The sequence below is a fragment of the Sphingobium sp. SG1 genome (assembly GCF_057063145.1).
Map to the genome: position 1 here is coordinate 42,426 of NZ_JBVVOJ010000011.1, position 25,993 is coordinate 68,418.

20 protein-coding genes are annotated in these 25,993 nt (G+C 65.6%); 4 read left to right on the forward strand and 16 right to left on the reverse strand.

Annotated elements, in window-relative coordinates; all coding sequences use genetic code 11:
- Nucleotides 1–111 precede the first annotated feature (111 nt).
- Nucleotides 112–1,641 carry a UxaA family hydrolase gene (locus tag AC0KVN_RS20025; protein ID WP_435567907.1) on the reverse strand — a complete coding sequence of 510 codons (1,530 nt, stop codon included), beginning with the start codon at nucleotides 1,639–1,641 and terminating at the stop codon, nucleotides 112–114.
- 46 nt (nucleotides 1,642–1,687) lie between these two features.
- Here AC0KVN_RS20025 and uxaC point away from each other — a divergent pair, with 46 nt between their 5' ends.
- Nucleotides 1,688–3,097: a glucuronate isomerase gene (gene uxaC, locus AC0KVN_RS20030; protein WP_435567886.1), complete on the forward strand. Its 1,410-nt coding sequence runs from the start codon at nucleotides 1,688–1,690 to the stop codon at nucleotides 3,095–3,097.
- Nucleotides 3,098–3,101: 4 nt separating this feature from the next.
- On the opposite strand, the gene AC0KVN_RS20035 is transcribed toward uxaC, so the two are convergent.
- Entirely contained in the window at nucleotides 3,102–4,136 is a 1,035-nt protein-coding gene (locus AC0KVN_RS20035) for a LacI family DNA-binding transcriptional regulator (RefSeq protein WP_169862240.1), read from the reverse strand.
- A 91-nt stretch (nucleotides 4,137–4,227) separates the two neighbouring features.
- Between AC0KVN_RS20035 and AC0KVN_RS20040 the strand changes: the two genes are divergently transcribed.
- The gene (locus AC0KVN_RS20040; protein ID WP_435567885.1) at nucleotides 4,228–4,779 is read left to right on the forward strand and encodes an arsenate reductase/protein-tyrosine-phosphatase family protein; all 552 of its coding nucleotides are present in this window, start codon (nucleotides 4,228–4,230) and stop codon (nucleotides 4,777–4,779) included.
- Here the strand turns inward: AC0KVN_RS20040 and AC0KVN_RS20045 are convergent.
- From AC0KVN_RS20045 to AC0KVN_RS20060, 4 genes are all read right to left on the reverse strand, one after another.
- Complete coding sequence (locus tag AC0KVN_RS20045) at nucleotides 4,748–5,956, reverse strand: carboxylate--amine ligase (RefSeq protein ID WP_435567884.1); 1,209 nt, start codon at nucleotides 5,954–5,956, stop codon at nucleotides 4,748–4,750. The genes AC0KVN_RS20040 and AC0KVN_RS20045 overlap by 32 nt on opposite strands.
- Entirely contained in the window at nucleotides 5,953–6,933 is a 981-nt protein-coding gene (locus tag AC0KVN_RS20050) for a polysaccharide deacetylase family protein (protein ID WP_435567883.1), read from the reverse strand. The genes AC0KVN_RS20045 and AC0KVN_RS20050 overlap by 4 nt, the downstream gene beginning before the upstream one ends.
- A 157-nt stretch (nucleotides 6,934–7,090) precedes the next feature.
- A complete protein-coding gene (locus AC0KVN_RS20055; RefSeq protein ID WP_004209228.1) occupies nucleotides 7,091–7,588 on the reverse strand; it encodes a flavin reductase family protein in 498 nt (165 codons plus the stop codon).
- Nucleotides 7,589–7,689: 101 nt separating this feature from the next.
- Complete coding sequence (locus AC0KVN_RS20060) at nucleotides 7,690–9,951, reverse strand: NADP-dependent malic enzyme (protein WP_435567882.1); 2,262 nt, start codon at nucleotides 9,949–9,951, stop codon at nucleotides 7,690–7,692.
- A gap of 137 nt (nucleotides 9,952–10,088) precedes the next feature.
- Here AC0KVN_RS20060 and mutS point away from each other — a divergent pair, with 137 nt between their 5' ends.
- Nucleotides 10,089–12,731 carry a DNA mismatch repair protein MutS gene (gene mutS, locus AC0KVN_RS20065; RefSeq protein WP_483656362.1) on the forward strand — a complete coding sequence of 881 codons (2,643 nt, stop codon included), beginning with the start codon at nucleotides 10,089–10,091 and terminating at the stop codon, nucleotides 12,729–12,731.
- A 9-nt stretch (nucleotides 12,732–12,740) separates the two neighbouring features.
- Complete coding sequence (locus AC0KVN_RS20070; protein WP_017499419.1) at nucleotides 12,741–15,503, forward strand: [protein-PII] uridylyltransferase; 2,763 nt, start codon at nucleotides 12,741–12,743, stop codon at nucleotides 15,501–15,503.
- A 7-nt stretch (nucleotides 15,504–15,510) separates the two neighbouring features.
- Here AC0KVN_RS20070 and AC0KVN_RS20075 read toward each other — a convergent pair whose 3' ends face one another.
- The 10 genes from AC0KVN_RS20075 to AC0KVN_RS20120 form a co-directional block, all read right to left on the reverse strand.
- Nucleotides 15,511–16,011: a L,D-transpeptidase family protein gene (locus AC0KVN_RS20075; RefSeq protein ID WP_435567880.1), complete on the reverse strand. Its 501-nt coding sequence runs from the start codon at nucleotides 16,009–16,011 to the stop codon at nucleotides 15,511–15,513.
- Entirely contained in the window at nucleotides 16,008–17,069 is a 1,062-nt protein-coding gene (gene ribA / locus AC0KVN_RS20080) for a GTP cyclohydrolase II (protein ID WP_435567879.1), read from the reverse strand. The genes AC0KVN_RS20075 and ribA overlap by 4 nt, the downstream gene beginning before the upstream one ends.
- Complete coding sequence (xth, locus tag AC0KVN_RS20085) at nucleotides 17,069–17,866, reverse strand: exodeoxyribonuclease III (protein ID WP_097384944.1); 798 nt, start codon at nucleotides 17,864–17,866, stop codon at nucleotides 17,069–17,071. The genes ribA and xth overlap by 1 nt, the downstream gene beginning before the upstream one ends.
- 247 nt (nucleotides 17,867–18,113) lie before the next feature.
- Complete coding sequence (locus tag AC0KVN_RS20090) at nucleotides 18,114–18,752, reverse strand: LolA family protein (RefSeq protein ID WP_004209221.1); 639 nt, start codon at nucleotides 18,750–18,752, stop codon at nucleotides 18,114–18,116.
- A 407-nt stretch (nucleotides 18,753–19,159) separates the two neighbouring features.
- Nucleotides 19,160–21,484 carry an FtsK/SpoIIIE family DNA translocase gene (locus tag AC0KVN_RS20095; RefSeq protein WP_435567878.1) on the reverse strand — a complete coding sequence of 775 codons (2,325 nt, stop codon included), beginning with the start codon at nucleotides 21,482–21,484 and terminating at the stop codon, nucleotides 19,160–19,162.
- Nucleotides 21,485–21,715: 231 nt separating this feature from the next.
- The gene (locus AC0KVN_RS20100; RefSeq protein ID WP_069338965.1) at nucleotides 21,716–22,207 is read right to left on the reverse strand and encodes a GNAT family N-acetyltransferase; all 492 of its coding nucleotides are present in this window, start codon (nucleotides 22,205–22,207) and stop codon (nucleotides 21,716–21,718) included.
- Nucleotides 22,204–23,121 (reverse strand): DMT family transporter, encoded by a 918-nt coding sequence (locus AC0KVN_RS20105; RefSeq protein WP_051886717.1) that lies wholly within the window; start codon nucleotides 23,119–23,121, stop codon nucleotides 22,204–22,206. Before AC0KVN_RS20105 ends, AC0KVN_RS20100 begins: the two co-directional genes overlap by 4 nt.
- Nucleotides 23,122–23,136: 15 nt before the next feature.
- Nucleotides 23,137–23,367, reverse strand: coding sequence for a hypothetical protein (locus tag AC0KVN_RS20110; RefSeq protein WP_435567877.1), 231 nt, complete (start codon nucleotides 23,365–23,367; stop codon nucleotides 23,137–23,139).
- A complete protein-coding gene (gene ispG / locus AC0KVN_RS20115) occupies nucleotides 23,364–24,509 on the reverse strand; it encodes a flavodoxin-dependent (E)-4-hydroxy-3-methylbut-2-enyl-diphosphate synthase (RefSeq protein ID WP_004209214.1) in 1,146 nt (381 codons plus the stop codon). The genes AC0KVN_RS20110 and ispG overlap by 4 nt, the downstream gene beginning before the upstream one ends.
- Nucleotides 24,510–24,560: 51 nt before the next feature.
- Complete coding sequence (locus AC0KVN_RS20120) at nucleotides 24,561–25,862, reverse strand: OmpP1/FadL family transporter (RefSeq protein ID WP_004209213.1); 1,302 nt, start codon at nucleotides 25,860–25,862, stop codon at nucleotides 24,561–24,563.
- Nucleotides 25,863–25,993 lie beyond the last annotated feature (131 nt).

The window sequence follows — 25,993 nt, forward strand, 5'->3', positions numbered from 1 at the left end:
GGAACTGGCCCGGTGCCCGCCTGATGGCGCGGCGCCGGGCTTATTCTGCCGGCGTCCTCCGGTCCCGCACGGACGGTTCGCCGCAACGCCCATTGATCCTTGGGCGAAAAACTAAAGGGTTACGCCGCGCTTCCAGATGCCGATGGCGCGTTCGTCATTCACCTCGTTCCGGGCCGGCGCCCCGCTGGCAATCGCGACGATATGCGCCAGCAGCGCATCGGCCGCGGCATCCATCCCTTCCTGCAGGACGCGTCCGGCGTCGAAATCGATCCAGCCCGGCTTGCGATCGGCCAGCGCGCTGTTTGACGCGATCTTGACCGTCGGCACCGGACTGCCGAGCGGCGTGCCGCGACCGGTCGAGAATAAGGTCAGGGTTGCGCCAGCCGCCGCCAGCGCCGTGGTCGACACGGCATCATTGCCGGGGCCTTCCAATATGGTGAGGCCGGTGCGGCTGATCCGGTCGCCATAGTCGATGACGTCGGTCACAGTGGCAATCCCGCCCTTCTGCACCGCACCCAGCGATTTTTCCTCCAGCGTGGTGATGCCGCCGGCAATATTGCCGGGGCTCGGATTTTCCGACACCGGTTCGCCATGGTCGAGGAAATAGCGTTTGAAGCGATTGACCACCTGCGTCAGCCGATCGAACACGGCCTCATTCTCGGCGCGCTGCATCAACAGCGTCTCCGCGCCGAAAATCTCCGGGATTTCGGTCAGGATCGCGCTGCCTTGCGCCTGCGCCACGGCATCGGCCATGCGGCCGATCAGCGGATTGGCGGTGAGCCCGCTCATCGCATCGGAGCCACCGCATTTGACCCCCAAACGCAGCGCCGAAAGCGGCACATCCTGTCGCTGATCCGCGCTGGCGAGATCGATCAGTTCAGCAAGCGCCGTCATGCCAGCCTCGAACTCATCACTTTCGCTCTGCGCGCGGACGGTGCGCAGCCGGGCGCGCCGATCGGGCGGAATGCGCGACAGCAGCGCATCGAGCTGATTGGACTCGCAGCCCAGCCCGAGCAGCAATACGCCGCCGGCATTGGGATTGAGCGCCAGAGAGGCGAGAATCGCGGCCGTGCCGTCCAGATCGGCGCCGAGTTGCGAGCAACCAAAGGGGTGATTGAAGGCATGGACGCCATCTATACGCCCCTCCGCCAGCGCCGCCCCCTTCATCGCCAGCCGCTCACCCAATCGGCCGACACAACCGACGGTCGGAAGAATCCAGATCTCGTTGCGGGTGCCGACACTGCCGTCGGCGCGGACATAGCCACGGAAATGCGGGACGGGTCGGTCCGTCGGGGATAGCGGCTGCAGCTGCGCGCCGGTGAAGCGATAGGCCAGTTCGCCCGAAAGCGCGGTGTGAAGATTATGGCTGTGGACATGCTCGCCGGCCAGGATAGCCCGCGTCGCCAGGCCGATCGGCGCGCGATAGCGACGGACCGACGCGTCGGCCGCAATATCGTGGAGCGCAAACTTGTGCCCGGCCGGAACCGGATCGCGCAACGGCACATCGGCCGCGCCGACGCGCACCGTCTGCCCAGCCTCCAGCGGGTGCAGCGCGACGGCGACATCATCTTCGGGCGCGACCTGAAGGGCCAGCAGCGGGGCGGTTTCGGCAAGGATCGACATGGGTTTGGAATAGGCCATTGCCAGCGTTGGCACAAGGCGGTAACCGGCGGACAAGGAGATCGCCATGCATCCGCTTACCCTGTCGCCCGACCGCCTGTTCCCCGCCGATCCCACGACCCGTTCGATCGCCCGCGCGCTCTATGCCGAGGTCGCCAACCTGCCGATCATCAGCCCGCATGGCCATACCGACCCGGCCTGGTTCGCCACCAATGCCCCCTGGTCCAACGCGACCGAACTGCTGCTGGCGCCCGACCATTATCTGTTCCGCATGCTCTATTCGCAGGGCATCGCGCTGGACGATCTGGGCGTGCCGCATCGTAGCGGCCTGCCCGATACCGATCCGCGCGCAGCATGGCGCCTGTTCGCCAGCCATTATCACCTGTTCCGGGGCACCCCGTCGAGCATGTGGCTGGACCATGTCTTTGCCGAAGTGTTCGGGCTGGACATGGCGCTGGACACGCAGAGCGCCGACCAGGTCTATGATGCGATCAACGCGGCGCTCGCCACCGACGCCTTCCGTCCACGCGCGCTGTTCGAGCGTTTCAACATCGAATTGCTGGCGACGACCGAAGGCGCGGACGACGATCTGCGTCATCATCAGGCGATCCGGGAATCCGGCTGGCAGGGGCGGGTGGTCACCACCTATCGCCCGGATTCGGTGATCGACCCCGAGCATGAGGAATTTCGCGACGCGTTGGTCCGCTTCGGCGACATGACCGGCGAGGATGTCGAAAGCTGGCAAGGCTATCTGGCCGCCCATGCCAAGCGGCGCGCCGATTTCCGCGCCATGGGTGCGACCGCGACCGACCATGGCTTTGCGACGCCGCGCACCGCCAATCTGTCGACCGTGGAGTGCGAGGCGCTGTTCGCGAAGATCGTCGGCGGCACGGCCGATGCCGACGATGCCGAACTGTTCCGCGCCCAGATGCTGACCGAAATGGCCAAGATGAGCCAGGCCGACGGCATGGTGATGCAGATCCATCCCGGTTCCTGCCGCAACCATAATGCCGCGCTGTTCCACAGCCATGGCCGCGACAAGGGCGCCGACATCCCGATGCGCACCGACTATGTCGGTGCCCTGAAGCCGATGCTGGACGTGGTCGGCAACGACGCTAACCTGACCATCATCCTCTTCACCCTGGACGAGACCACCTATGCCCGCGAACTGGCGCCGCTGGCCGGCCATTATCCGTGCCTGCGGCTGGGCCCGGCCTGGTGGTTCCATGACAGCCCGGAAGGGATGCGCCGCTTCCGCGAGATGACGACGGAGACCGCCGGCTTCTACAATACGGTCGGGTTCAACGACGACACCCGCGCCTTCCTGTCGATCCCTGCGCGGCATGATGTCGCCCGCCGCATCGACTGCGCCTTCCTGGCACGACTGGTCGCCGAACATCGGCTGGCCGACTGGGAAGCGGCCGAGCTGGCGCAGGAACTGACCGTGGGCCTGGTGCGCCGCGCCTATCGGCTCTGATCGGTCAGGCGGGGGCGGGACCGCTCGATTCCGCCTCCACCAGGCGCAGCGGCGGGGGCAGTTCGGCGGTCACGGCCTGCCCCTCGATCCGGTCGATCAGCTGCTGCGTCGCGATCCGCGCCATATCACCAAAGGGGCGCCAGATGGTGGTGAGCGCCGGCGACACGACATGCGACAGCAGGCTGCCGTCGAAGCCCACGACCGACAGCGACTGCGGAACGGCAATGCCCTTGATTCCGGCGCATTTGAGGACGCCGGCAGCCATGACGTCATTGGCGGCGAAGATCGCCGTGGGCGCAGTTGGCAGCGACAGGAAACGCTCTGCGGCGGCAAGGCCCGACTGGAAGCCATAATCGCCCTCCGCCTCGTCCAGCAAAGTGACGCCGGCGGCGGCCAGCGCCTCGACAAAGCCAGCCCGGCGCTCCTGCGCGGAAATGGCATTGGCCGGACCGCCGACCATCGCGATGCGGCGATGGCCAAGATCGAGGAGATAGCGCGCCACCTGTGCGGCCGCCTCGCGCTCGGGCGACAGGATCACATCGGCATAGCCGGTGATCGGCAGGGCCGACAGGGCAACGGCGGGGATATGCTCGCGCGCCAGCGCTTCGGGCAGGCCGGCAATGCCCGATACCGGCGGCAGCACCACCAGACCATCGGTGCGTGAGCGACGGACGAATTGCAGCACATCCTCGACCGAGGCGGCGGCATCCATCGGCGTGGGATGGACCACCAGTTCATAACCGCGCCGGCCCGCTTCGCCGACTATGCCGCGCTGCACGGCGTCGAGCACCAGCGCATTGCGGTCATTATGGACCATGCCGATCAGGAAGGAGCGGCCCATCGCGAAGGCACGGGCGCGCATGGAAGGACGGAAGTTGAGCGCTGCAATCGCCTTCTGGACGCGCTCGCGGGTTTCCGCATTGACCTTGGGCGACTGGTTGAGAACCCGTGATACCGTTCGGATCGAGACGCCCACCGCAGCGGCGACATCGGCAATGGTGGAATCGCTTCCCTGCGGACTGTCCTTTGTTGATCGCATCTTTGCGGCTAGCCACAGGGGGAGGGAAATCGCAACCTGTTTGGGCTAAGGCCCTTTCAATGGATTCCCTGCTCCCCATCGGCACCGTCGCATGATCAACGCGCGGTTCGGCACATTTCGCGGTCTGGTGCGCCTGGCCCTGTCCTATCCGCAGCTCGCGCTGGGGCAATCGGCCACGCTGCGTCCAGACCCGGCCGAGGTGCGTCGGCTGGTCTTCGTCTGCCAGGGCAATATCTGTCGCAGCGCCTTTGCCGATGTGGTGGCCAGCAAGGCCGGCGCCCGCACGGCCTCCTTCGGCCTGTCGACCACCACCGGACGACCGGCCCATGATCCGGCAATCGCGGCGGCGCAGGCCCTGGGCCATGACCTGTCTGCCCACAAGGCGCTCGACAGGACCGACTATCAGCCGCAGCCGGGCGACCTGCTGCTGGCGATGGAAGTGCGGCAACTGCATCGACTGGCTGCCGATCCGCGCCTGTCGCACCTGCCACGCCAGTTGCTCGGCACATGGACACAGCCGATAATGCCGCATCTGCACGATCCCTATGGCCTGGATGATCGCTACATGGCCTATTGCCTGCTGCGGATCGAGCAGGCGGTGACGGCGCTGGTCAGGACTTATCCCGGCGCAACGCCTTCCTGACGATCTGCCCCAGATCGCGCAGCAGCGGCCGGGGATCGCTGAAGCTGAAGACATAATAGCGCATGCGCGGGTCGAGGAAGCCCAGCAGATAGGTGGCAAGGTCGCGCCATGGGCTGGCCCGGAAGAAGGGGTCGGCGATCTTTCCGCCCATCAGCAATCGCAGCAGGCGCTTGGTTTCCGGCACCATGTAGCGGGCGCGCAGTGTATCACGGGGCAGGGGCGCCGCATCCGTTTCACCCAGCACCGCCCGGCGATAGGCTTCCCAGGCGAAATGGGCATGGCAATGGCCAGCCAGCGGCAAACTGCCCCAGAAACGACCGTTCACCTCCATCAGCCAATAATGACCGCTGGCTGCATCATAGCGATATTCGACCATGGCCGGCCCCTGCCAGCCGAGCGCCCGCAGCAATTGTTCGGACAATGCCATCTGTGGCCCGTGGCGGTCGCGCGGTTCGGCACGGCACAGGGTCGATACGCCCCCTTCGGGCGGCCATTCGTGCAGGCGGCGATGCTGGAAATGCAGCGTCGCATCGCCATCGGCCATGAACAGCATCTGTCCCAGGCCCACGCCGCTGCAATATTGCTGGATCATCGGCCAGATACCGACCGGACGATAGCGGGCGAGCAGCGCCTGCAACGCATCCGGCGTCCGCACATATTCCGCCTTGATCCATTCCAGCCCGGCCCGCTCGAGCAACGGCATAACCGCCGGCGGGTTGGCCCATTTGGCGACCAGCGGATAGGGCATGGATGCGGCATGGGCCTGGAAATCGTCGCCGGCCATCGGCTGCCAGGTTCGCGGTATCAACAGGCCCTGCGCCGATGCGACCGCGAGGGTGCGGCGCTTGTCGATCACCTGGTTGAGCGCTTCGGCGCGCGGGACCAATATATGGCAATCGCCGATCATCGGCGGCAGCAGCGCCAGATCGAGCAGATCGGTCTCCGAAATGGCGAAGACGGCGCGGGCCCCGGTCCGGGCGATCAGGTCGGGCAGCCAATCGGCCGCCGGACCTGACGGCCGATCGGTGCTGTCCGTGCAATAGCGCGATGCCGCCGCGATCCCGCTTGCCGGCCCGACGCCATGGACCGGCACGCCATGGCGGCCAAGTTCCCGGACAATGGCCAGGCTGATCGCATTTTCCAGGCCGATGACGATCGCGCAGGGCAGGCGGCTCACGCAGGCACCAGCCGATGTTCGTAGCGCCAGGTCGCCCAGGCCTGTTGCGCGACACGCAGGCCGGTGCGCAGCCGGTTGGGCGGCACGCGGGTCAGCGTGCGCGCGGGGGCATCGGCCAAGGTCGAGGAAAGATCGTGAAAGCCGGCAGGGCGTATGTCCGGCGTCGCGGCGGCAGTCCGGCATAATTGCTCGAACCGGCGCATCACCGTGCGGTTCGGGCGCATCCGATCGCGCGAGAGCATTTCGAAACTATGGGTGACGATGACGAAGGCATCATGACCTTCCTGCGCGGCGTGGCGCATGCCGGCCCGCATTTCGGCGGCCGACATGGCGCAGATCTGTGCCGGGCGGAAATGGCCGGGGCGGTCAGCAATCCCCGACACGGGCAGTTCGACCAGCCCCTGGGCGCGAACCGCGCCGATCTGGCCGGCATCCATGCTGATGCCGCAGCCCTGGCCGAGATAGGCCGGATTGACGCTGCTGTCCCAGCCGATGCCGATCGCCGCCAGCGCCCGCAGCGTGTCGTCATTGGCGCCGAAATTGCCGGCCCGAAACGCGCTGATCCGCGGGGCACCCGCCTGTTCCAGCAGGTCGCGGCCAAGGCCGAGGAGGGTGATCTGGTCGGCCAGGCTGAAATCGCCGATATTGCGGCCCTGTCGCCCTTCGGTCGGCGAATCTTTGGCCCAGGCCAGCCATTCGCTGTGCAGATGGAGCTGCACTTCATGCCCGCGACTGACGATGGCCGCGACGATGGGCTGGAGAAAGGCGGGGCCGTGGATCAACGCCGGCAGGGGATCGAGGAAGAAGACGCCCTTGAGGCCATGACGGTCCATCAGGTCCATCTGCCAGCCGATGCCGAAAGCACCGGCCGCCGTATCACCCCAGATCGACTGGCGCAGATTCTGCTCAAGACCGACGCCGCGCTGGTGCAGCGCTGCGGACAATTCGGTGTCGATGGTGATGAGCAGCGCAGTCATGATCAGTCCGATCCGGAATGGGGACGATGATAGACGGCAGAGGTTAAGGAGCCGTGATGTTTCTGACCCATGTATGGATCATTACGGCCTTTTAACGAGCTTTACCCCTTTTTTCTTGCCCTCTTGCCCGATCAGACGGCGTCGCGCCGCCCGTTCCTCATGCGAGCAGCGAAAATTCGCCATAATTTCCCTGGAAGAACAGCAGCGGCCGGTCGGGCCGTTCCACTTCCAGCGCGACCACTTCGCCCAGCACGATATAATGATCGCCGGCCTCATGCACGGCATGCAGGCTGCAATCGATCCAGGCGACGACATTGTCGATGATGGGCGATCCATTGTCGGATACGCGGTGCGACACGCCGGCGAACTTGTCGGGGCCAGGTGCGGCCAGTTGGCGGCAGAGCGGCTGCTGATCGCTGGCGAGGACATTGACGCAGAAGCGGCCGATCTGCTGGATGCGCGGCCAGCTGCCCGAGCTTTTGGCCGGGAAGAAGGCGACCAGCGGCGGATCGAGCGACACCGAGGTGAAGGAGCCGACCACCATGCCGACCGGGGCGCCATCCTCGGCGGACGCGGTAACGACGCACACGCCGGTCGGATAATGGCCCAGGACGCGGCGGAAGGTGGCACTGTCGATCATGGTTGCGCTGTTCATGCCATGGTCTTCCAGCAGACGATGGCGCAAGGCAAGCGAAACCGGTCAGAAACCAACCGGTCGTAGCGGATAGGGGCGGGGCTGGTGCCCCGCCACGATCATCAGAGCGCGATGCCGCCGGCGGCCAGCACGGCCAGCGTCAGCAGTTCCGACGCGTTGGACGACATGGTCGCGATCTGCACCGACTTTTCCATGCCGACCAGCACCGGCCCGATCATCGACGTCCCGCCCAGTTCGCGCAGCAGCTTGGCCGAGATGTTGGCCGACTGCAGCCCCGGCATGACCAGCACATTGGCCGGGCCGGACAGGCGGCTGAACGGGTAGTTCTTCATCACGGTCGGATTGAGCGCCGCGTCCGGCGTCATTTCGCCTTCATATTCGAAATCGACGTCGCGCTGGTCGAGCAACTTCACCGCGTCGCGCACATTGTCGAGGAAGGCGCCGGGCGGATTGCCGAAATTGGAATAGGAAAGGAAGGCGACGCGCGGGTCATGGCCCATGCGCCGCGCAACCGCGACCGTGCCCTCGGCAATGTCGGCCAGTTCGGACGCGGAAGGCCGTTCATGGACGGTGGTGTCGGCCAGGAAGACGGTCTTGTCCTTGGTCACCATGACATGGATGCCGAAGGGGGTGCGGCCCGCCGCCGGGTCCATCACCCGCTTCACCTCGCGCAGGGTCTGGCCATAGGGCCGGGTGACGCCGGTGATCATCGCATCGGCCACGCCCATCTTCACCAGCAGCGATCCGAAGATGTTGCGGTCGCGATTGACCATCCGCTCGCAGTCGCGACGCAGATAGCCGCGCCGCTGCAACCGGGTATAGAGAAGATCGACCATCTCGGGCACCAGCGGCGAATTGACGCTGTTGTGCAGTTCGAAGCTGTCGGGATCCCGGACACCCAGTTCCCTGAGCTTGTCGCGCACATGATCGCGGCCGACCAGCACGGGGATGCCATAGCCCAGTTCGCGGAACTGGATCGCGGCGCGCAGCACCACTTCCTCTTCCGCCTCGGCAAAGACGACCCGCTTGGGATTGGCCTTGGCGAGTTCATAGGCGCTGGTGAGAACCGAGGTGGTCGGATTGAGCCGCGCCTTCAGGGAATCGCGATAGGCGGCCATGTCGGCGATCGGCTTCTGTGCGACGCCGGTATCCATCGCCGCCTGGGCGACGGCGGCCGGCACCACCTCCATCAGGCGCGGATCGAACGGCGCGGGGATGATATAGTCGGGGCCGAAGCTGTGCGAACGGCCATAGGCCTTGGCCACTTCCTCGGGCACCTGTTCGCGCGCCAGATCGGCAATCGCCTTGGCGGCGGCCAGCTTCATCGCCTCGTTGATGCCGGTCGCCCGCACGTCGAGCGCACCGCGGAAGATGAAGGGGAAGCCCAGGACATTGTTGACCTGGTTGGGGAAGTCCGAGCGGCCGGTGGCGACGATCGCGTCGGGACGAACCGCATGGGCATCAGGCGGCAGGATTTCCGGATCGGGATTGGCCATGGCGAAGATGATCGGGTTGGCCGCCATCGACTTGACCATATCCTGCGACATGGCGCCGGCGACCGAAAGGCCGAGGAACACATCGGAGCCCTTGACCGCTTCGGTGAGGGTCCGCGCGTCGGTCTTGACCGCATGGGCCGACTTCCACTGGTTCATGCCCTCGGTGCGGCCCTGATAGATCACGCCCTTGCTGTCACACATGATGACGTTTTCGTTCGGGACGCCCAGCGCCTTGATCAGCTCGGTGCAGGAAATGGAGGCGGCACCCGCGCCGTTCACCACCACCTTCATGTCCTTCATGTCGCGACCGGTGAGCAGCGCGGCATTGATGACGCCCGCCGCCGCGATGATCGCGGTGCCATGCTGGTCGTCATGGAAGACCGGAATGTTCATCCGCTCCTTGAGCGTCGTTTCGATGACGAAGCATTCGGGCGCCTTGATATCCTCAAGGTTGATGCCGCCGAAGCTCGGCTCCATCAGTTCGACCGCGTCGATGAAGCGATCGACATCCTCGGTCTTCAGCTCGATGTCGATGGAATCGACATCGGCGAAGCGTTTGAACAGGACGGCCTTGCCCTCCATCACGGGCTTGGACGCCAGCGCGCCGAGATTGCCAAGACCCAGGATCGCCGTGCCGTTGGAGATGACCGCGACCAGATTGCCCTTGGCGGTATAATCATAGGCGGTCGCCGGATCTTCGGCGATCGCGCGCACCGGCACCGCGACGCCAGGCGAATAGGCGAGCGAGAGATCGCGCTGCGTCGCCATCGGCTTGGAGGCAATGATCTCGATCTTGCCGGGGCGGCCGGTCGCGTGGAAGAACAGCGCCTCGCGCTCGGAAAATTCCACATTTGACTTTTCGGTCATCGCGATACCCACATAATGGAACAATAGCGCCGCCCTAGCGGCAAGATTATCTTGTGGGCAAGTGCGAGAAGCGCAATTTTCCTGCCCTTTGGCGAAGCTCTGGTTTCAGCGGAGCGATCAGGCTATCCGCTTGCCCCATGGCCAATTCGACCTCCACCACCACCCAGCCTACCCCCATGATGGCACAATATTTCACCCTCAAGGCAGAGGCGCAGGATTGCCTGCTCTTCTACCGCATGGGCGATTTCTTCGAACTCTTCTTCGATGACGCCAAGATGGCGGCCGCGACGCTCGACATTGCGCTCACCAGCCGTGGCGAACATGCCGGGCAGCCGATCCCGATGTGCGGCGTGCCGGTGCATAGCGCCGAATCCTACCTGGCCCGACTGATCAAGGGCGGCCATCGCGTCGCCATCGCCGAACAGACCGAGACGCCGGCCGAGGCCAAGGCACGGGGCGGCAAGGCGCTCGTGGCACGCGCCATCGTCCGCTATGTCACCGCCGGCACGCTGACCGAGGAAACCCTGCTCGACAGCCGGCGCGACAATATGCTGGTGGCGCTCGCCCAGACCGGTGGGGAAGGCGAGCTGGGCCTGGCCGCCGCCGACATCTCGACCGGCCGGTTCGAGACGATGACGGTGCGGGCGGGCGACTTGCCCGCCGAACTCGCCCGGTTGCGGCCGAGCGAAGTGGTGATCGCCGAAGGGTCGACATTGGAGGTCGCCAACAGCCATCCGTTCGACAAGGCGGCCTTTTCCAGCACCCGTGCTGAAGACGCGCTCAAGCGCCTGTTCGCGGTTGCGACGCTGGATGGCTTTGGCCAGTTCAGTCGCGCCGAACTGGCGGTGATGGGCGGGCTGATTTCCTATCTCGATCATGCGGGGAAGGGCACGCTGCCCTTCCTGGCGCCGCCGCTCCGCAAGACCAGCGGCGCCCATGTCGCGATCGACGCGGCGACGCGCGAGAGCCTGGAAATCGTCGCGACCACCGGCGGCACGCGGGCGGGCAGCCTGCTGGGGGCGGTCGACCGGACCGTCACCGGGGCCGGCGCCCGGCTGCTGGCGCAGGATCTGTCGGCGCCGCTGATGGATGCGCCGCTGATCGACGCGCGGCTGGGCCTGGTGCAGTTGTTCCATGATGACGCGACGCTGCGCAGTCAGTTGCGTGCGGCGCTGCGGGCGCTGCCCGACATCGGCCGTGCGCTCGGCCGTGTCGCCGTGGGGCGGGGCAGTCCGCGTGACCTCGGCCAATTGCGCGACGGCCTGGGCGAAGCGCGATTGCTGCGCGAGCGGTTGGGGCGGCTGGCCGATCAGCCACTGCTGCTGACGCAATTGCTGCCGGCGCTCGACGGGCATGGCGCGCTGGTCGATGCGCTGGCGCGCGCACTGGTGCCCAGCCCGCCGACCGAAACCAATAATGGCGGCTATATCGCCGACGGCTTCGACCCGGCGCTCGACGAACTGCGTCGCCTGGCCGGTGACGGCCGCCGCGCGATCGCCGCGCTGGAGGCGCAATATCGCGAGCAGACGGGGATCAGCGCGCTCAAGATCCGCCATAATGGCGTGCTGGGCTATCATGTCGAGGTGCCGGCCCGCGCCGCCGACCAACTGATGCAGCCCGAAAGCGGCTTCACCCATCGCCAGACGCTGGCCGGGGTCGTGCGCTTCAACTCGATCGACCTGCATGAGCAGGCCGGACGGGTGGCGCAGGCCGGCGCCCATGCGCTGGTGGCGGAATCCGCCCATCTCGAAACGCTGATCGAGGCGGTGCTGGACCGCAAGGCCGACATCGCCCGCGCCGCCGATGCGCTCGCTCGATTGGACGTTGCCGCCGCACTGGCCGAACGGGCGGCCGAAGGCGGCTGGCAACGCCCCCATTTCGTGGTCGAGGATGAGGTCGGCCCCTGCCTCGACATTGTCGGCGGGCGCCATCCGGTGGTCGAGGATGCGCTGCGCGCGCAGGGCCAGCCCTTCGTCGCCAATGATTGCCGGCTGGTCGCGACCGACCGGCTATGGTTGGTCACCGGCCCGAACATGGGCGGCAAGTCGACCTTCCTGCGGCAGAATGCGCTGATCGTCATCCTGGCCCAGGCCGGCGCCTTCGTACCGGCGGAATCGGCGACGCTGACCCTGGTCGACCGGCTGTTCAGCCGGGTCGGCGCCTCCGACAATCTGGCGCGCGGCCGGTCGACCTTCATGGTCGAAATGGTCGAGACCGCGGCGATCCTGGCGCAGGCGACCGAGCATAGCTTCGTCATCCTGGACGAGGTCGGGCGTGGCACATCCACCTATGACGGGCTGGCGCTCGCCTGGGCGGTGGTCGAGGCGGTGCATGAGGTCAATCGCTGCCGCTGCCTGTTCGCCACCCATTATCATGAACTGACACGCCTGTCTGAAACGCTCGATGCGCTGTCGCTGCACCATGTGCGGGCGCGCGAATGGAAGGGCGACCTGGTGCTGCTGCACGAACTGGCCGAAGGGCCGGCCGATCGCAGCTATGGCCTGGCGGTGGCGCGGCTGGCCGGCTTGCCGCCCCTGGTGCTCAAGCGCGCCAAGGATGTGCTGGGCCGGCTGGAGGCAGGCAAGGCGAAGACCGGCGGCATTGCCGCAGGGCTGGACGACCTGCCGCTGTTCGCCAGCGTCGCGACGCAGGTCGAAGAGGTGGTCGATCCGCTGCGCGACGCACTGGATGGTATCGATGCCGACGCACTGTCCCCGCGTGAGGCACTCGATCACATATATCGTTTGAAACAACTGGCCGCCGCCAGTCACCACGAGTAGACGAGAGCCATGGTCATGCAGTTCCCCAGCCTGGGGTCGCGCCGCGCGATCATTGACCGGCGCGCGATTTCCGACAGCATCAACGCCCTGGCGCAGGAGCACAGGGGCGATCCGATCAAGCTGCGCGGGCTGATCGTCAAGGAACTGAAGGCCGCCCTGGAGCATGGCCGCGAGGATGTTGCGCGCCGGCTGGAAGCCAAGCCGACGCGCGGGCGCGAGGCGGTGACGGCCTTTGCCTTCCTGATCGACCAGATCTTGCGGCTGCTCTACGATGCCACCACCCATCATCTTTATCCCGCCGGCAACCGCAGCACCGGCGAGCGGATCGTGCTGATCGCCGTCGGCGGCTATGGCCGGGGCGAGATGGCGCCGCACAGCGATGTCGATATCGGCTTCATCACCCCCTGGAAGCCGACCGGCTGGACCGAGCAGATCATCGAATCCATGCTCTATTCGCTGTGGGATCTGGGGCTGAAGGTCGGCCACTCCAGCCGGTCGATTGACGAGACGATGCGGATGGCCAAGGCCGACCTCACCGTGCGCACCGCCCTGCTGGAAGCACGCTATGTGTGGGGCGACCGGGCGCTTTACGAGGAAGTGGCTGTCCGCTTCGACAGCGAGATCATGCAGGGCACCGCCCGCACCTTCGTCACCGAGAAGCTGGAGGAACGCGACGAGCGCCACCGCCGCATGGGCGACAGCCGCTATGTCGTCGAGCCCAATGTCAAGGAAGGCAAGGGCGGCCTGCGCGACCTGCACACGCTGTTCTGGATCGGCAAATATGTGAACCGGGTGAAATCGGTCGCCGAACTGGTCGATGTCGGCCTGTTGACGCAGAGCGAGCTGCGCCAGTTCCAGAAGGCCGAGGATTTCCTGTGGGCGGTGCGGTGTCACCTGCACATGATCACGGGGCGGGCCGAGGACCGGCTGACCTTCGACCTGCAACTGGAAACCGCGACGCGCATGCACTTCACCGCGCGGGCCGGACGATCCGGGGTCGAGCGCTTCATGCGCTATTATTTCCTCAATGCGAAGGCAGTCGGCGACCTGACCGCGGTGTTCCTGGCGCATCTGGACGACCAGCTGGCCGAGCGCGGACGCCGCTATATTCCGTCCATCTTTCGCCGGCCCAAGAAGCTGGATGGTTTCGTGCTGGATCGCGGGCGGCTGGCGCTGCCGAGTGATGATTTCTTCCAGGCCGATCCGGTCCGCCTGGTCGAGATTTTCGCCGTGGCTGACAGGCATGGGCTGCAGATTCATCCGAGCGCGATGCGCGCGGCCAGCCGCGACGCTGGCCTGATCACTGCCAAGGTGCGCAAGGACGCACGCGCCAACGCCGCCTTCATGGATGTGCTGACCAGCCCGCGCGACCCGGAAACGGTGCTGCGCTGGATGAACGAGTCCACCGTGTTCGGTCGGTTCATCCCCGATTTCCGCCGCGTCGTGGCGCAGATGCAGTTCGACATGTACCATCATTATACGGTGGACGAGCATACCATCCGCGCCGTCGGCCTGCTGGCCCGGATCGAGAAAGGCGAACTGGCGACCGATCATCCGCTGGCGACCGAGCTGATGGGCAAGATATTGTCGCGCCGGGTGCTCTATGTCGCGGTGCTGCTGCATGACATCGCCAAGGGGCGCGGCGGCGACCACAGCATATTGGGCGCGGAAGTGGCGGAGCATCTCTGCCCGCGCCTGGGCCTGACCGCCGCCGAGACCGAGACCGTCGCCTGGCTGGTGCGTTATCACCTGCTGATGTCGGCCACCGCCTTCAAGCGCGACCTGGCCGACTACAAGACCATCCTCGATTTCGTCGAAGTGGTGCAGAGCCCCGAGCGACTGCGCCTGCTGCTATGCCTGACCGTGGTCGATATCCGCGCGGTGGGGCCGGGCGTCTGGAACAGCTGGAAGCGGCAGTTGCTGGGCGACCTCTATGACGCGGCCGAAGAAGTGCTGCGCCTGGGCCACAAGCAGAAGGGCCGCAGCGAGCGGGTCGCCGCCAAGCAGGAGGCGCTGCGCGAGGCGCTGGGCATGGATGAGGCGACCTTCGCCGCCTTCAGCGGCCGCATGCCCGAAAGCTACTGGATCGCCGAACCGGACGATATCCTGGTCCATAATGCCCGGCACATATTGGAAGCGGGCGACTCCTCGCTGTCGATCGCCGCGCAATATTATCCCCAGCGTGGCGCGACTTTGGTCACCGTCTATGCGACCGACCATCCGGGCCTGTTCTACCGCATTGCCGGCGCCATCCATCTGGCTGGCGGCAATATCATCGACGCGCGCATCCATACGACGCGCGATGGCGTGGCTATCGATAATTTCCTGGTGCAGGATCCGCTGGGCGGCGCCTTCCACAGTCCCGAGCAGTTGGCGCGGATCAAGGCAGCGATCGAGGATTCCCTGTCCAACCGCCACCGCATGATCACCAAGCTGGAAGCGCGCCCGCTGCCCCGCACCCGCGCCGAAGCCTTCCGCATCGAGCCCAATGTGCTGATCGACAACAAGGCGTCGAACCGCTTCACCGTGATCGAGGTCAATGCCCGCGATCGGCCGGCGCTGCTGTTCAGCCTGGCCAATGCCCTGTTCCAGTCGAAGGTCACGGTCCACAGCGCCCATGTCGCCACCTATGGCGAGCGCGCGGTCGACACCTTCTACGTCACCGACCTCTTGGGCGGGAAGATCGAGAGCAAGGCCCGGTTGCAGACTCTGGAGCGGCGGCTGCTGGAGGCGGCCGGCGGCGAAGTGGGCGAGGCACTGGAGCGCGCCTGATCGCTACTCAGGCAATGGTCATGACGTCGCCGGGTGACAGCAAAGGCAACAGGCGCAGCATGTCGTCGCGGTCGACCGCGACGCAGCCGGCGGTCGGGCGTCCTTCGGACAGATGGAAGAAGATGGCGCTGCCCATGCCCGGCACTGGCGGCGCGTCATTATGGCCCAGGATGACGATCACGTCATAAGCGTCGTCGCTGCGCTGCAGGCTTTCGGTCGAGAAGGGCCGGGGCAGGCGCACGGGACGGTTATAGGCGGGATCGGCCGGATCGTCCGACCAGCCATCCCCCGCATGGGTCCAGCGCCAGGGCAGGGCGATGCCGGTGGCGGAGACCTTGCCGGGACGCAGCAGCACTGCGCGGATCGGCCAACTGCCCAAAGGGGTGCAGCCATCGCCTTCGCGCTTGTCGGCGGCCGCGCAGGCGCCGCTGCGGCCGATGGTGCAGGCCATGTCGAGATCGCCGAAGCGCAGTCGCCCGGCGGCGACATCGACATGGATGACACTCATAGCTGGTGGCCGGTCCGGTCGCGCTTGGTGGCGAGATAGCGTTCATTATGCGGGTTGGCCGGCAGGATGATCGGCAGTCGTTCGACCACCTCGATCCCGGCCGCCTGCAAGCCGGCGACCTTCTGCGGATTGTTGGTGAGCAAGCGCACGCCGCCAATGCCGAGCAGGTCGAGCATCCGCGCCGCGACCGAGAAGTCGCGCGCATCGATCGCGAAGCCCAGCCGCACATTGGCGTCGACCGTGTCGAAGCCCTGATCCTGCAGCGCATAGGCGCGCAGCTTGTTGACGAGGCCGATGCCCCGGCCTTCCTGGCGCAGGTAGAGCAGCACACCCCATTGGGCGTCGGCGATCTGGTGCAGCGCCTGATGCAATTGCGGGCCGCAATCGCATTTCAGGCTGCCGAACACGTCGCCGGTCAGGCATTCGCTGTGGATGCGGATGACCGGGGGCGATGCGTCACGCTTGCCGACCACCAGCGCGACATGCTCGCGCGGCTCGTCGGGGCTGCGGAAGGCGATGATCTCCGCGCTCTCGCTCGCCGATACCGGCAGGCGGGCACGGGTGGCGATGGCGAGGTGAATGGCATCGTCATAATCGCCGACATCATCGGCGCTGACTTCCGCCTCGACCGCGCCGTCGCCTTCGGTCAGGAAATAGGCGGGCAGGATACCGGCCAGCCGGGCCAGGCGCAGCGCGGTCTTGGCCGCCTGTGGCGCCGGCAGCGCGCGCGCACGGAACGGCCCCTTGAGCGGCGAGGCGAGGTCCAGCACCGGATCGGAAATCGAGGTTGCGACATCCGCGTCGATCCACGGTGCCCGTTCGATCAGTACCGGCAGGTCCGGATCGGCCGCCGCCAGCTGGTTGGCGAGCTTCAGCGTCTCGGCGCGGGCGGCGGAAATCAGGATATCGGCCTGCCCCTGCGGATCGAAATCGGCCAGCGTCACCGCATCCGCGCCCTCGATCGCCATCAGCCGGATCGCGCCATCGGGCGCGGTCAGGCGGATCGCCCAGCCGCGACGCAGCGCATCGATGGCGCGGGCAGCATCCCGCCCGTTCATCAGAAGGCGAACTCGGTGATGATCGGGATATGGTCGGACGGCTTTTCCCAGCTGCGCGCGGGTTCGACGACACGGTGGGCGACCGCCTTGTCGGCGACATCCTTGGTCATCCACATATGGTCAAGGCGACGGCCGCGATCCGACGCCGCCCAATCCTTCGCGCGATAGCTCCACCAGGTGTAGAGACGCGCCGGCGCGGGATGGAAATGACGGCCGATATCGACCCAGTCGTTCGACGCCTGCAACCGGCCCAGCAGTTCGCATTCGACCGGCGTATGGCTGACCACATCGAGCAGCTGCTTGTGGCTCCAGACGTCGCATTCCAGCGGCGCGATGTTGAAGTCGCCGGTTAGGATGGTCGGCTTGTTGTCGAGCGCGCCGGACCACTCGATCATCCGCTCGATAAAGTCGAGCTTTTGGCCGAATTTCGGATTGACCGTGCGGTCGGCGACATCGCCGCCGGCGGGGACATAGACATTCTCGATCCGCACACCATTGTCGAGGCGGATGCCGACATGGCGCGCTTCGCCATTGGCCTGCCAGTCGAACCGGTCATCCTCGTGGATCGGCACCTTGCTCATGATCGCAACGCCATGATGCATGCGCTGGCCGTTCAGCACCTGATGGACATATCCCAGGCGCCTGAACATGTCGGTGGGGAAAATCTCGTTCACCACCTTGGTTTCCTGCAGGCAGAGAATGTCGGGCGCTTCTTCGGTCAGGAAGCGTTCGACGATGTCGATCCGGGCGCGGACGCTGTTGATGTTCCAGGATGCAATCGAAAGGGTATCGGCCATGAAAAGCACCTAGGGTGCCGCGCGCCCGCGCGCAAGCGCCGGACAAAGTAAGACCCCCGCTCCGGGGGCGTGGAACGGGGGTCTCGATCGCGCCCTTGAAGCGCTTTGCGACGGGAGCGGTGTGCCGGGTAACAGGGGGGAAATCCCGGTCTGCGTCTCTCGCCGTGATCTCTATCTAGGCGATCCGATATGAGCGGCAGATGAACGATGGCAGAAAGTTTTCAGCCCATCGTTCCTGCGGCCCGCCCTAGCCGTTCGGACGGCCGCGCGGACGCGGATCGGTCCAGCGGAAGGCGGAATCGGCGACCGGTACACCATATTGCTGGTTCGACAGACGCACCGCCGTCCGGTTGTTCTGTGCGTCGAGCGCGACCCAGCCATAAAGCTCCAGCCCGGCCGGTGACGCGGGCTTGCGCTTGAAGATCATGGTGATGGTGCCGAACTCGGGCCGCTTGGGATCCTTTGCCTGCACGCTCAGCACCGTCGGGTCGCCGGTGGGCACGACGGTGCCGAATTTCGACAGATCCTTGGTCGGGTCGATCAGCGCGGCCAGCGGCGAATTGCCGATCGGCCAGCGCTGCACCTGGCGCACTTCATAGTCGATCAGGGTCAGCGCCTTGCCGTCACCCACGATCAGCAGCGGCACGCCCTTTTCATATTGGAAGCGGATCTTGCCCGGCTGTTTCAGGGTCAGCTTGCCGGTCAGCACCTGACCATTGCGGTCGGTCTGGCTGAAATCGGCGGTCAGGGTGGTGACGGCGCGGATATAGGCATTGACCTGATTGAGGTCGGACGGTGCCGCCTGCTGGGCAAGGGCATAGCCCGCCGGCACCGCAACCAGCGCGGTGGCGAGGGACAGGGCGACAGGCGCGAGGATGCGCTTCATGCAATCATCTCCGGGTTGTTCGGAAAAGGGGGCATAGGGGGTGGGGCTTGAACCCGCTGTGAACCTTGCTGTTCCATCGCAGGGAAAGGATCGATCGGAAAGACCAGACGGGGGAGAGCGGCCGTGAAATGGCTGGCTCGATCCCCCGTGCTCCCGCCTCGCCATGCCGGTCTTACCGGCGGCACCGCTCCAATTATGTTTATCGGCGCGGCAGCAGCGACGCCTGCCTAGACCGATTCGCGGACAAAAAAAAGGCTGATCCGAAGATCAGCCTGAAAAGTTTTTAGGAGAGGATGCCTGAAAGGCCTGTTCCTAATGTCCCAAAGCCCCTGTCACGACAAATGCGAAGGCAGCAAGCATGGTTGCACGGAACGCAATCGCTCAAGGAAAACAGGCATTTCGTAGCGTCAGAGCGGATTGCCATTCTCGTCACGCAGCACTTCGCGGCGGCCGACATGGTTGGGCGGGCCGACCAGCCCTTCTTCCTCCATCCGTTCGATCAGGCGTGCGGCGCTGTTGTAGCCGACTCGCAGCTGGCGCTGCAGCCAGCTGGTCGAGGCCTTCTGATTCTCGAACACCAGCTGGCAGGCCTTGCGGAACAGCTGCGCGTCCGGGCTGTCATCGCCCAGGTCCACGCCGTCGAGCGCGAAGCTGCCTTCTTCCGGCTCTTCCGTGACCGCCTGGATATAATCGGGCGCCCCCTGCGCGCGCCAATGGTCGGCAACCACGCGCACCTCATCGTCCGAAACGAAGGGACCATGAACGCGCATCAGGCCCTTGCCGCCATGCATATAGAGCATGTCGCCCTTGCCCAGCAGCTGTTCGGCGCCCTGTTCGCCCAGGATGGTGCGGCTGTCGATCTTGCTGGTCACGAAGAAGCTGATGCGGGTCGGCAGGTTCGCCTTGATGACGCCGGTGATGACGTCGACCGAGGGACGCTGGGTCGCGAGGATCAGGTGGATGCCGGCGGCGCGCGCCTTCTGCGCCAGACGCTGGATCAGGAATTCGACTTCCTTGCCCGCCGTCATCATGAGGTCGGCCAGTTCGTCGACCACCACCACGATCTGCGGCAGCGGCTGGAAATCGAGCTGCTCTTCCTCATAGATCGGCTTGCCGCTCTCGGGGTCATAGCCGGTCTGGACACGGCGGCCGAGCGGCTTGCCCTTGGCCTTCGCGGCGCGAACCTTCTCGTTGTAATTGGCGAGGTTGCGGACCGAGATCGACGCCATCATGCGATAGCGATCCTCCATCTGCTCCACCGCCCATTTGAGCGCGCGGATCGCCTTGCTCGGCTCGGTCACGACCGGGGCGAGCAGATGCGGGATGTCGTCATAGGTCGACAGTTCCAGCATCTTGGGATCGATCATGATCAGGCGCAGCTGGTCCGGCGTCATGCGGTAGAGCAGCGACAGGATCATGGCGTTGAGGCCGACCGACTTACCCGAACCGGTGGTACCCGCGATCAGCAGATGCGGCATCGGCGCCAGATCGGCGATGATCGGCTCACCCGAGATATTCTTGCCCAGGATGATCGGCAGGGTCGCTTCCGCACCGAACTGCTCGCTGGTGATGAGTTCGCGGAAGGACACGCCCTCGCGATTGGTGTTGGGCAGCTCGATGCCGATGACGGTGCGGCCGGGAATGGTGGCGACGCGCGCCGACAGCGCCGACATGTTGCGGGCGATATCGTCGGCCAGCGCGATCACGCGGCTCGCCTTGATGCCCGGTGCCGGCTCCAGCTCATACATGGTGACGACGGGACCGGGGCGAACCTCGACGATATTGCCCTTCACATGGAAGTCGTCGAGAACGCTCTCCAGCAGGCGGGCGTTGCGTTCCAGCGCCGCCTTGTCGATCTTCTGGCCCTGATTGGCGGGGATGGGGTTGAGCAGGTCGGCCGACGGCAGCGAGCTGTGGCCGAACAGATCATCCTGCGACACCGGCGCGGTCGAGCGCTGCACCGGGGCGGGCTTGGGCGCCTGGATGGTGATCGGCGGCTTGGGCTCGTTCGACACCTGCTTGCGCGGCGCGATCACCCGTTCGACCGGGCCGTCATCATCCTCGTCCAGATCGGCCGCTCCCCCCTGTCCCGCGAAGGCGAGCGAGGGGCGCGGCAGGCTGAGCCGGGGCAGGGTCGGGCGGCGGATGGTGAAGATCGGCTTTTCCAGCGCCAGGCTGCGATACCAGACGAAGAGGCCTGCCAGCATGGCCACGACCACCAATATGCCGATGATCCAGCCCTGCGCGGCCGGCGCCTGGGCGGTCAGGCTCATCAACCCCTTGGCGGTGACAAGGCCGATCATGCCGCCCCAGCCGGAGGGCAGGCCGACCAGCGGATCGGGCTGGAACAGGGCCAGCGCGATGCCGATCAGGATGATGCCGACCAGGCATTTGCCGAACTGCGCTTTCCACCCGATCATCTCATGATCGCCCCACAGGCGACGGGCGGTAATCCCCATCAGCGGCAGCAGCAGCGCGATCGGCACGCCGAACAGCAGCAGCAGCATGTCGGCCACCATGGCGCCGGGCGCGCGCATGATATTGGCGACATGATCGCCCGCCACCGTGTTCATCGACGGGTCGCTGGGCTGATAGCTCAGCAGCGCCAGCGCCAGGAACAGGGTCGCCAGAAACAGCGAGATCGCCCCGATCAGCGCGCCGCTGCGCACGATGCTGCGCTTGAGCATTTCGCGCCATTCCGGCGCGCGCTTGGCTCCGCGGCTGACAGCCATGGTCAAATGTCCCCCAAATGTTCCGTTCCGGCACAATGCGCCGAGCCAGGAGTCCTCGTCAAGCCTGCGGCCCCTCGGCTCGTCCCGCCCCATCCGCAACATTGCGTATGTCGCGGGCCTGGGGCGCTGGCGCAAAATAGGCGGCGAAAGGAGATGTCGCCATGTTCGCCTCTTTCTATCCCGCCTTTGTCGTGATTGCCCTGAGCAGCTTTGCGATCGTGCTGCTGGGCGTCAGCCTGCAGGATGCGATGCGAGGGCGCTGAGCGCATCGCCATCGACGCGCTGCACGGTCCATTCGTCCATCGGCCGGGCGCCAAGCGCCCGGTAGAAGGCGATCGCCGGCGCGTTCCAGTCCAGCACCGACCATTCGAGCCGGGCGCAATCGCGCGCGATCGCCAATTGGGCGAGACGGGCGAGCAGCGCCTTGCCGGCGCCGAGCCCCCGCGCTTCGGGCAGGACGAACAGATCCTCCAGATAGAGGCCCGGACGCCCCTCGAAAGTCGAGAAATTGTGGAAGAAGAGGGCAAAGCCGATCGGCGCGCCATCATGCTCGGCGATCAGCACCTCCGCCATCGGCCGGGGACCGAACAGATAGCGGGCCAGCGTCTCGCGGTCGGCCTTCACTTCATGGGCCAACTTCTCATAGTCGGCAAGCGCCAGGATGAAATTCGCGATGGTATCGATATCCGTTGATTGCGCGTCCCTGATGATGACCTTGCTCATGCCGCTCCCGCTTCCACATGGGCGATATCCGCCCGTTTCGTGCGCGCGGCGATAAGGCAGCCGGCGACGATCAACAAGGCACCGGCAAGGGTTGTGAGCGTCAGTTGCTCGCCAAAGGCGAGCCAGCCGAAGATCGCGGCCCAGACGAAGGCGGTATATTCGACCGGGATCAGCCGCTGGGCTTCCGCACGCGCATAGGCCCAGGCGAGCGCCGCGAGAGAAGTGAAGGCCAGCATGGCGGCCAGCAGCACCAGCGGCACCGCCGCTCCGGTCGGCACGATCGCCCAGGCCGGCGCGCCGATGGCAAACACGCCCAGCATGACCAGATGCTGGAAGAAGGCGACCTCTATCGGCGAGGCAAGCTGGGCCTGCTGGCGCTGGAGGATCAGGTTCCAGGCGAACAGCATCGCCGAGAGCAGCACCGCGCCCGCCCCCATCAGCGCGTCGCCATCATAGTCGCCGCGCATCCGCCCCGACAGGATCACGCCGACCCCGACCAGGCCGAGCAGCGAGGCGCCGATCGCCTGCCGACCGATCCGTTCCTTGAGCAGTAAGGCCGCAAGATAGAGCGCGATCAGCGGAGCGATGAAGGAGAGGGCAATGGCTTCGGCCAGTGGCAGGCGCATGATCGCCCAGAAGAAGAAGCTGGCCATCAGCGCCACGACAACGCCACGCAGCAGATGCAGGCGCAGCACGGAGCGGTTTGGCCAGCGCTGACGGGTGGCGAGCATCAGGACCAGCCCGAGCAGGCTGCCGGTGATCGCGCGCCAGAGCAGCGCGTTATAAAGGCCGATCGAGAGGCTGAGCCCCTTCATCGCCGCGTCCATCACCGAAAAGAGCGCGACGCCAAGGCAGCAGATGAGGAAGGGCAGCAGCACGGACGGGCTGCGGGGAGAGGAAAGCGGACGATCCATCGACGGGTGACGGGATCAGTCGCGACCGGGGCCGACGATCCTGCCGATATGCAATTCGTCGATATGAAGCCGGGTGATCCGTGCCTTGCCGATGCGCAGGCGACCGATGGCCAGGGCGCCAACCGCTATTGCCCCCAATGCAACTGCGCCCAGGGCCAATGTCCCAATAGCGGACGCGCCGACCGCCTGCGCACCCGTGGCGCTTGCACCATGGGCGATGGCGGACCGGTCGGCGCTGTCCGTCATTCGGCCGCCTGGACCTGTCCCGCGTCGCTCGCCGCTGCCTCGATCTCAGCCGCCTTGGCCTCGACCAGCCTGACGATATGGTCGACCATATCGGCATCCTGGATCGTGTGATCGGTGACGCCCGACAGATAGACCATATGCTTGCCATTGCCGCCGCCGGTCAGGCCGATATCGGTTTCGCGCGCTTCGCCCGGACCGTTGACGACGCAGCCCAGCACCGACAGCGAGAGCGGCGTGTTGATATGCTGCAGCCGTTCCTCCAGCGCCTGGACGGTGCGGATCACGTCGAATCCCTGCCGCGCGCAGCTGGGGCAGGAGATGACCTTGACGCCGCGGGTGCGGATGCCGAGCGTCTTGAGCATCTCATAGCCGACCCGCACTTCCTCTTCCGGTTCGGCCGAGAGCGAGACGCGGATCGTGTCACCGATGCCGGCCCAGAGCAGGTTACCGATGCCGATCGCGCTCTTGACCGTGCCGCCGATCAGGCCGCCGGCTTCGGTGATGCCCAGATGCAGCGGGCAATCGACCGCATCGGCCAGTTGCATATAGGCCGCGACCGCCAGGAACACGTCGCTCGCCTTCACGGCGACCTTATATTCGTGGAAATCCTGGTCCTGCAGCAGCTTGATATGGTCGAGCGCGCTTTCGACCAGCGCTTCCGGGCAAGGCTCGCCATATTTTTCGAGCAGGTCGCGTTCCAGGCTGCCGGCGTTGACGCCGATGCGGATCGAGCAATTATTGGCCTTGGCGGCGTCCACCACTTCCTTCACCCGCGCGGCCGAACCGATATTGCCGGGATTGATGCGCAGGCAGGCAGCACCGGCATCGGCGGCTTCCAGCGCGCGCTTATAGTGGAAATGGATGTCGGCGACGATCGGCACGCGCGCGGCGCGGACGATCTGTTTGAGCGCCGCGGTCGATTCCTCGTCCGGGCAGGAGACGCGGATGATGTCGACGCCGGCATCCTCGCAGCGACGAATCTGGTCGATCGTCGCCTTGACGTCATGGGTCAGCGTGTTGGTCATGGTCTGCACCGTGACCGGCGCGCCGCCGCCCACGGGGACGTTGCCGACCATGATCTGCCGCGACTGCCGTCGGGCGATGTCGCGCCAGGGGCGCAGGCCGGGATTATGTTCGGACATGAAAAGGGGCTCCAGATCTCTGGAGCCCCCTATAAGCATTAACGCAGCTTTTTAGAAGCGCGCGGTCAGCGATGCGGCAACCTGGTCCGCATTGCCGCTGGTCTGTGCCAGGGTCGTGGCGGTGACGGTGGCCGGCGACGGGAAATAGCTGTCCGGGCGGATGATGTTCGCCTTTTCCACCCAGGTATGGGCGTAGGCAACGTTCAGCGCGAAGGCCGGCGAGATATTCCAGGTCGCGCCGCCCGTCAGCCACACGCGGTCGCCATCGGGCACGCGGGTGGTCAGATGCTGCGGATTGGTCGGCGAACGGTCGAACATGGTGCCGGCGCGCAGCGTGAAGGCGGGGCTGAAATCATATTCGCCGCCCAGGCTGACGCTGTAGCTGTCCTTGTAATCCAGTTCCTTGTTGGTGGTGCCGGTGGCCGAGGTGACCTCGATCCCCTTGAAGCTGGACCAGCCATACCATTTGCCGGTGATCATCGCGCGCAGGTTCGGCGTCAGCTTGTGCATGAAGGACACGGTGACGATATCGGGCAGGTCCAGCGGTGCGGAGGCATCAAACTCGCCATTGGCGGCGCTGAGCGGCGTCACCAGACCGGAAATGGTCTGGGTGCCCTTGAGCTTGTGGTTGATGCCCGACCGATAGTGGACGCCGACATTGGTGGTGCCGTTGGTGTAGAACAGGCCGGCGTTCCAGCCGACGGTCCAGTCGTCGCCCTTCAGCTTGGTGAAGCCGTCGGTGGTGACCAGCGGCGACACCTGCGGCAGCGCGTTGGTCAGGTTCGCCTTCACATATTGCACGTCGACGCCACCGCCGATCGAGAAATTGTCGTTCAGCTTGAACGCGGCAGACGGCTGGATGTTGTAGGTCTTCAGGTCGGTGTAGATCGAGTCATAGCGACCGAAGAAACCGTCATCATATTCCAGCTTCAGGCCGAAGGGCGCGTTGACGCCCAGACCCAGCCACAGCCGGTCGGTGACCTGCGCCGAGGCGTAGAAATTGGGGACCGGGATGACGCTTTCGAACGGCTGGCCACCGTCATTGCCAGTCACCGGCACGCGGGCGGTCGAACCGGGGACCGAGCGATAGCTGCCACGGTTGGTCTGGTGGGCGGAAGCCATCAGGGCGTTGACACCGGCCGAAACCTGGACGCCCGACAACTGGGTCATGGCGGCAGGGTTGAAATAGATCGTCGAGGGATCGTCACCTGCAGCGGCGCCGCCAGCCATGGCGCGGCCGGTTTCCACCGGCGACTGTTCCTGAAGATAGAAGCCACCGGCCAGCGCCGGCATCGGTGCGACAATCGCCCCGGTCAGCAGGATGGTGGGAAGAATGCGACGGCGAAGGGACATGGCGTTTCCTCTGCTAAAAACTCATTTGGCCATTTGGTGCGGGCGCTTAAACGCCTCATGCGACTTATGGAACCATGCGCATAACAGCTATCCCGACGATTTCTACAGGCGCCAATGACGGATTTCCGCGA

Excerpts from the sequence above, each read along its gene's own strand:
- ribA (WP_435567879.1), bottom strand. The coding sequence starts at position 17,069 with ATGAACGGGCGGGATGCTGCCCGCGCCATCGATGCGCTGCGTCGCGGC.
- AC0KVN_RS20050 (WP_435567883.1), bottom strand. The coding sequence starts at position 6,933 with ATGACTGCGCTGCTCATCACCATCGACACCGAATTGTCCGCAGCGCTG.
- AC0KVN_RS20095 (WP_435567878.1), bottom strand. The coding sequence starts at position 21,484 with ATGGCTGTCAGCCGCGGAGCCAAGCGCGCGCCGGAATGGCGCGAAATG.
- AC0KVN_RS20090 (WP_004209221.1), bottom strand. The coding sequence starts at position 18,752 with ATGAAGCGCATCCTCGCGCCTGTCGCCCTGTCCCTCGCCACCGCGCTG.
- AC0KVN_RS20040 (WP_435567885.1), top strand. The coding sequence starts at position 4,228 with ATGATCAACGCGCGGTTCGGCACATTTCGCGGTCTGGTGCGCCTGGCC.
- ispG (WP_004209214.1), bottom strand. The coding sequence starts at position 24,509 with ATGTCCGAACATAATCCCGGCCTGCGCCCCTGGCGCGACATCGCCCGA.
- AC0KVN_RS20120 (WP_004209213.1), bottom strand. The coding sequence starts at position 25,862 with ATGTCCCTTCGCCGTCGCATTCTTCCCACCATCCTGCTGACCGGGGCG.
- AC0KVN_RS20070 (WP_017499419.1), top strand. The coding sequence starts at position 12,741 with ATGGTCATGCAGTTCCCCAGCCTGGGGTCGCGCCGCGCGATCATTGAC.
- AC0KVN_RS20035 (WP_169862240.1), bottom strand. The coding sequence starts at position 4,136 with ATGCGATCAACAAAGGACAGTCCGCAGGGAAGCGATTCCACCATTGCC.
- AC0KVN_RS20100 (WP_069338965.1), bottom strand. The coding sequence starts at position 22,207 with ATGAGCAAGGTCATCATCAGGGACGCGCAATCAACGGATATCGATACC.
- AC0KVN_RS20060 (WP_435567882.1), bottom strand. The coding sequence starts at position 9,951 with ATGACCGAAAAGTCAAATGTGGAATTTTCCGAGCGCGAGGCGCTGTTC.
- AC0KVN_RS20110 (WP_435567877.1), bottom strand. The coding sequence starts at position 23,367 with ATGACGGACAGCGCCGACCGGTCCGCCATCGCCCATGGTGCAAGCGCC.
- uxaC (WP_435567886.1), top strand. The coding sequence starts at position 1,688 with ATGCATCCGCTTACCCTGTCGCCCGACCGCCTGTTCCCCGCCGATCCC.
- mutS (WP_483656362.1), top strand. The coding sequence starts at position 10,089 with ATGGCCAATTCGACCTCCACCACCACCCAGCCTACCCCCATGATGGCA.
- AC0KVN_RS20055 (WP_004209228.1), bottom strand. The coding sequence starts at position 7,588 with ATGAACAGCGCAACCATGATCGACAGTGCCACCTTCCGCCGCGTCCTG.
- xth (WP_097384944.1), bottom strand. The coding sequence starts at position 17,866 with ATGGCCGATACCCTTTCGATTGCATCCTGGAACATCAACAGCGTCCGC.
- AC0KVN_RS20075 (WP_435567880.1), bottom strand. The coding sequence starts at position 16,011 with ATGAGTGTCATCCATGTCGATGTCGCCGCCGGGCGACTGCGCTTCGGC.
- AC0KVN_RS20105 (WP_051886717.1), bottom strand. The coding sequence starts at position 23,121 with ATGGATCGTCCGCTTTCCTCTCCCCGCAGCCCGTCCGTGCTGCTGCCC.
- AC0KVN_RS20025 (WP_435567907.1), bottom strand. The coding sequence starts at position 1,641 with ATGGCCTATTCCAAACCCATGTCGATCCTTGCCGAAACCGCCCCGCTG.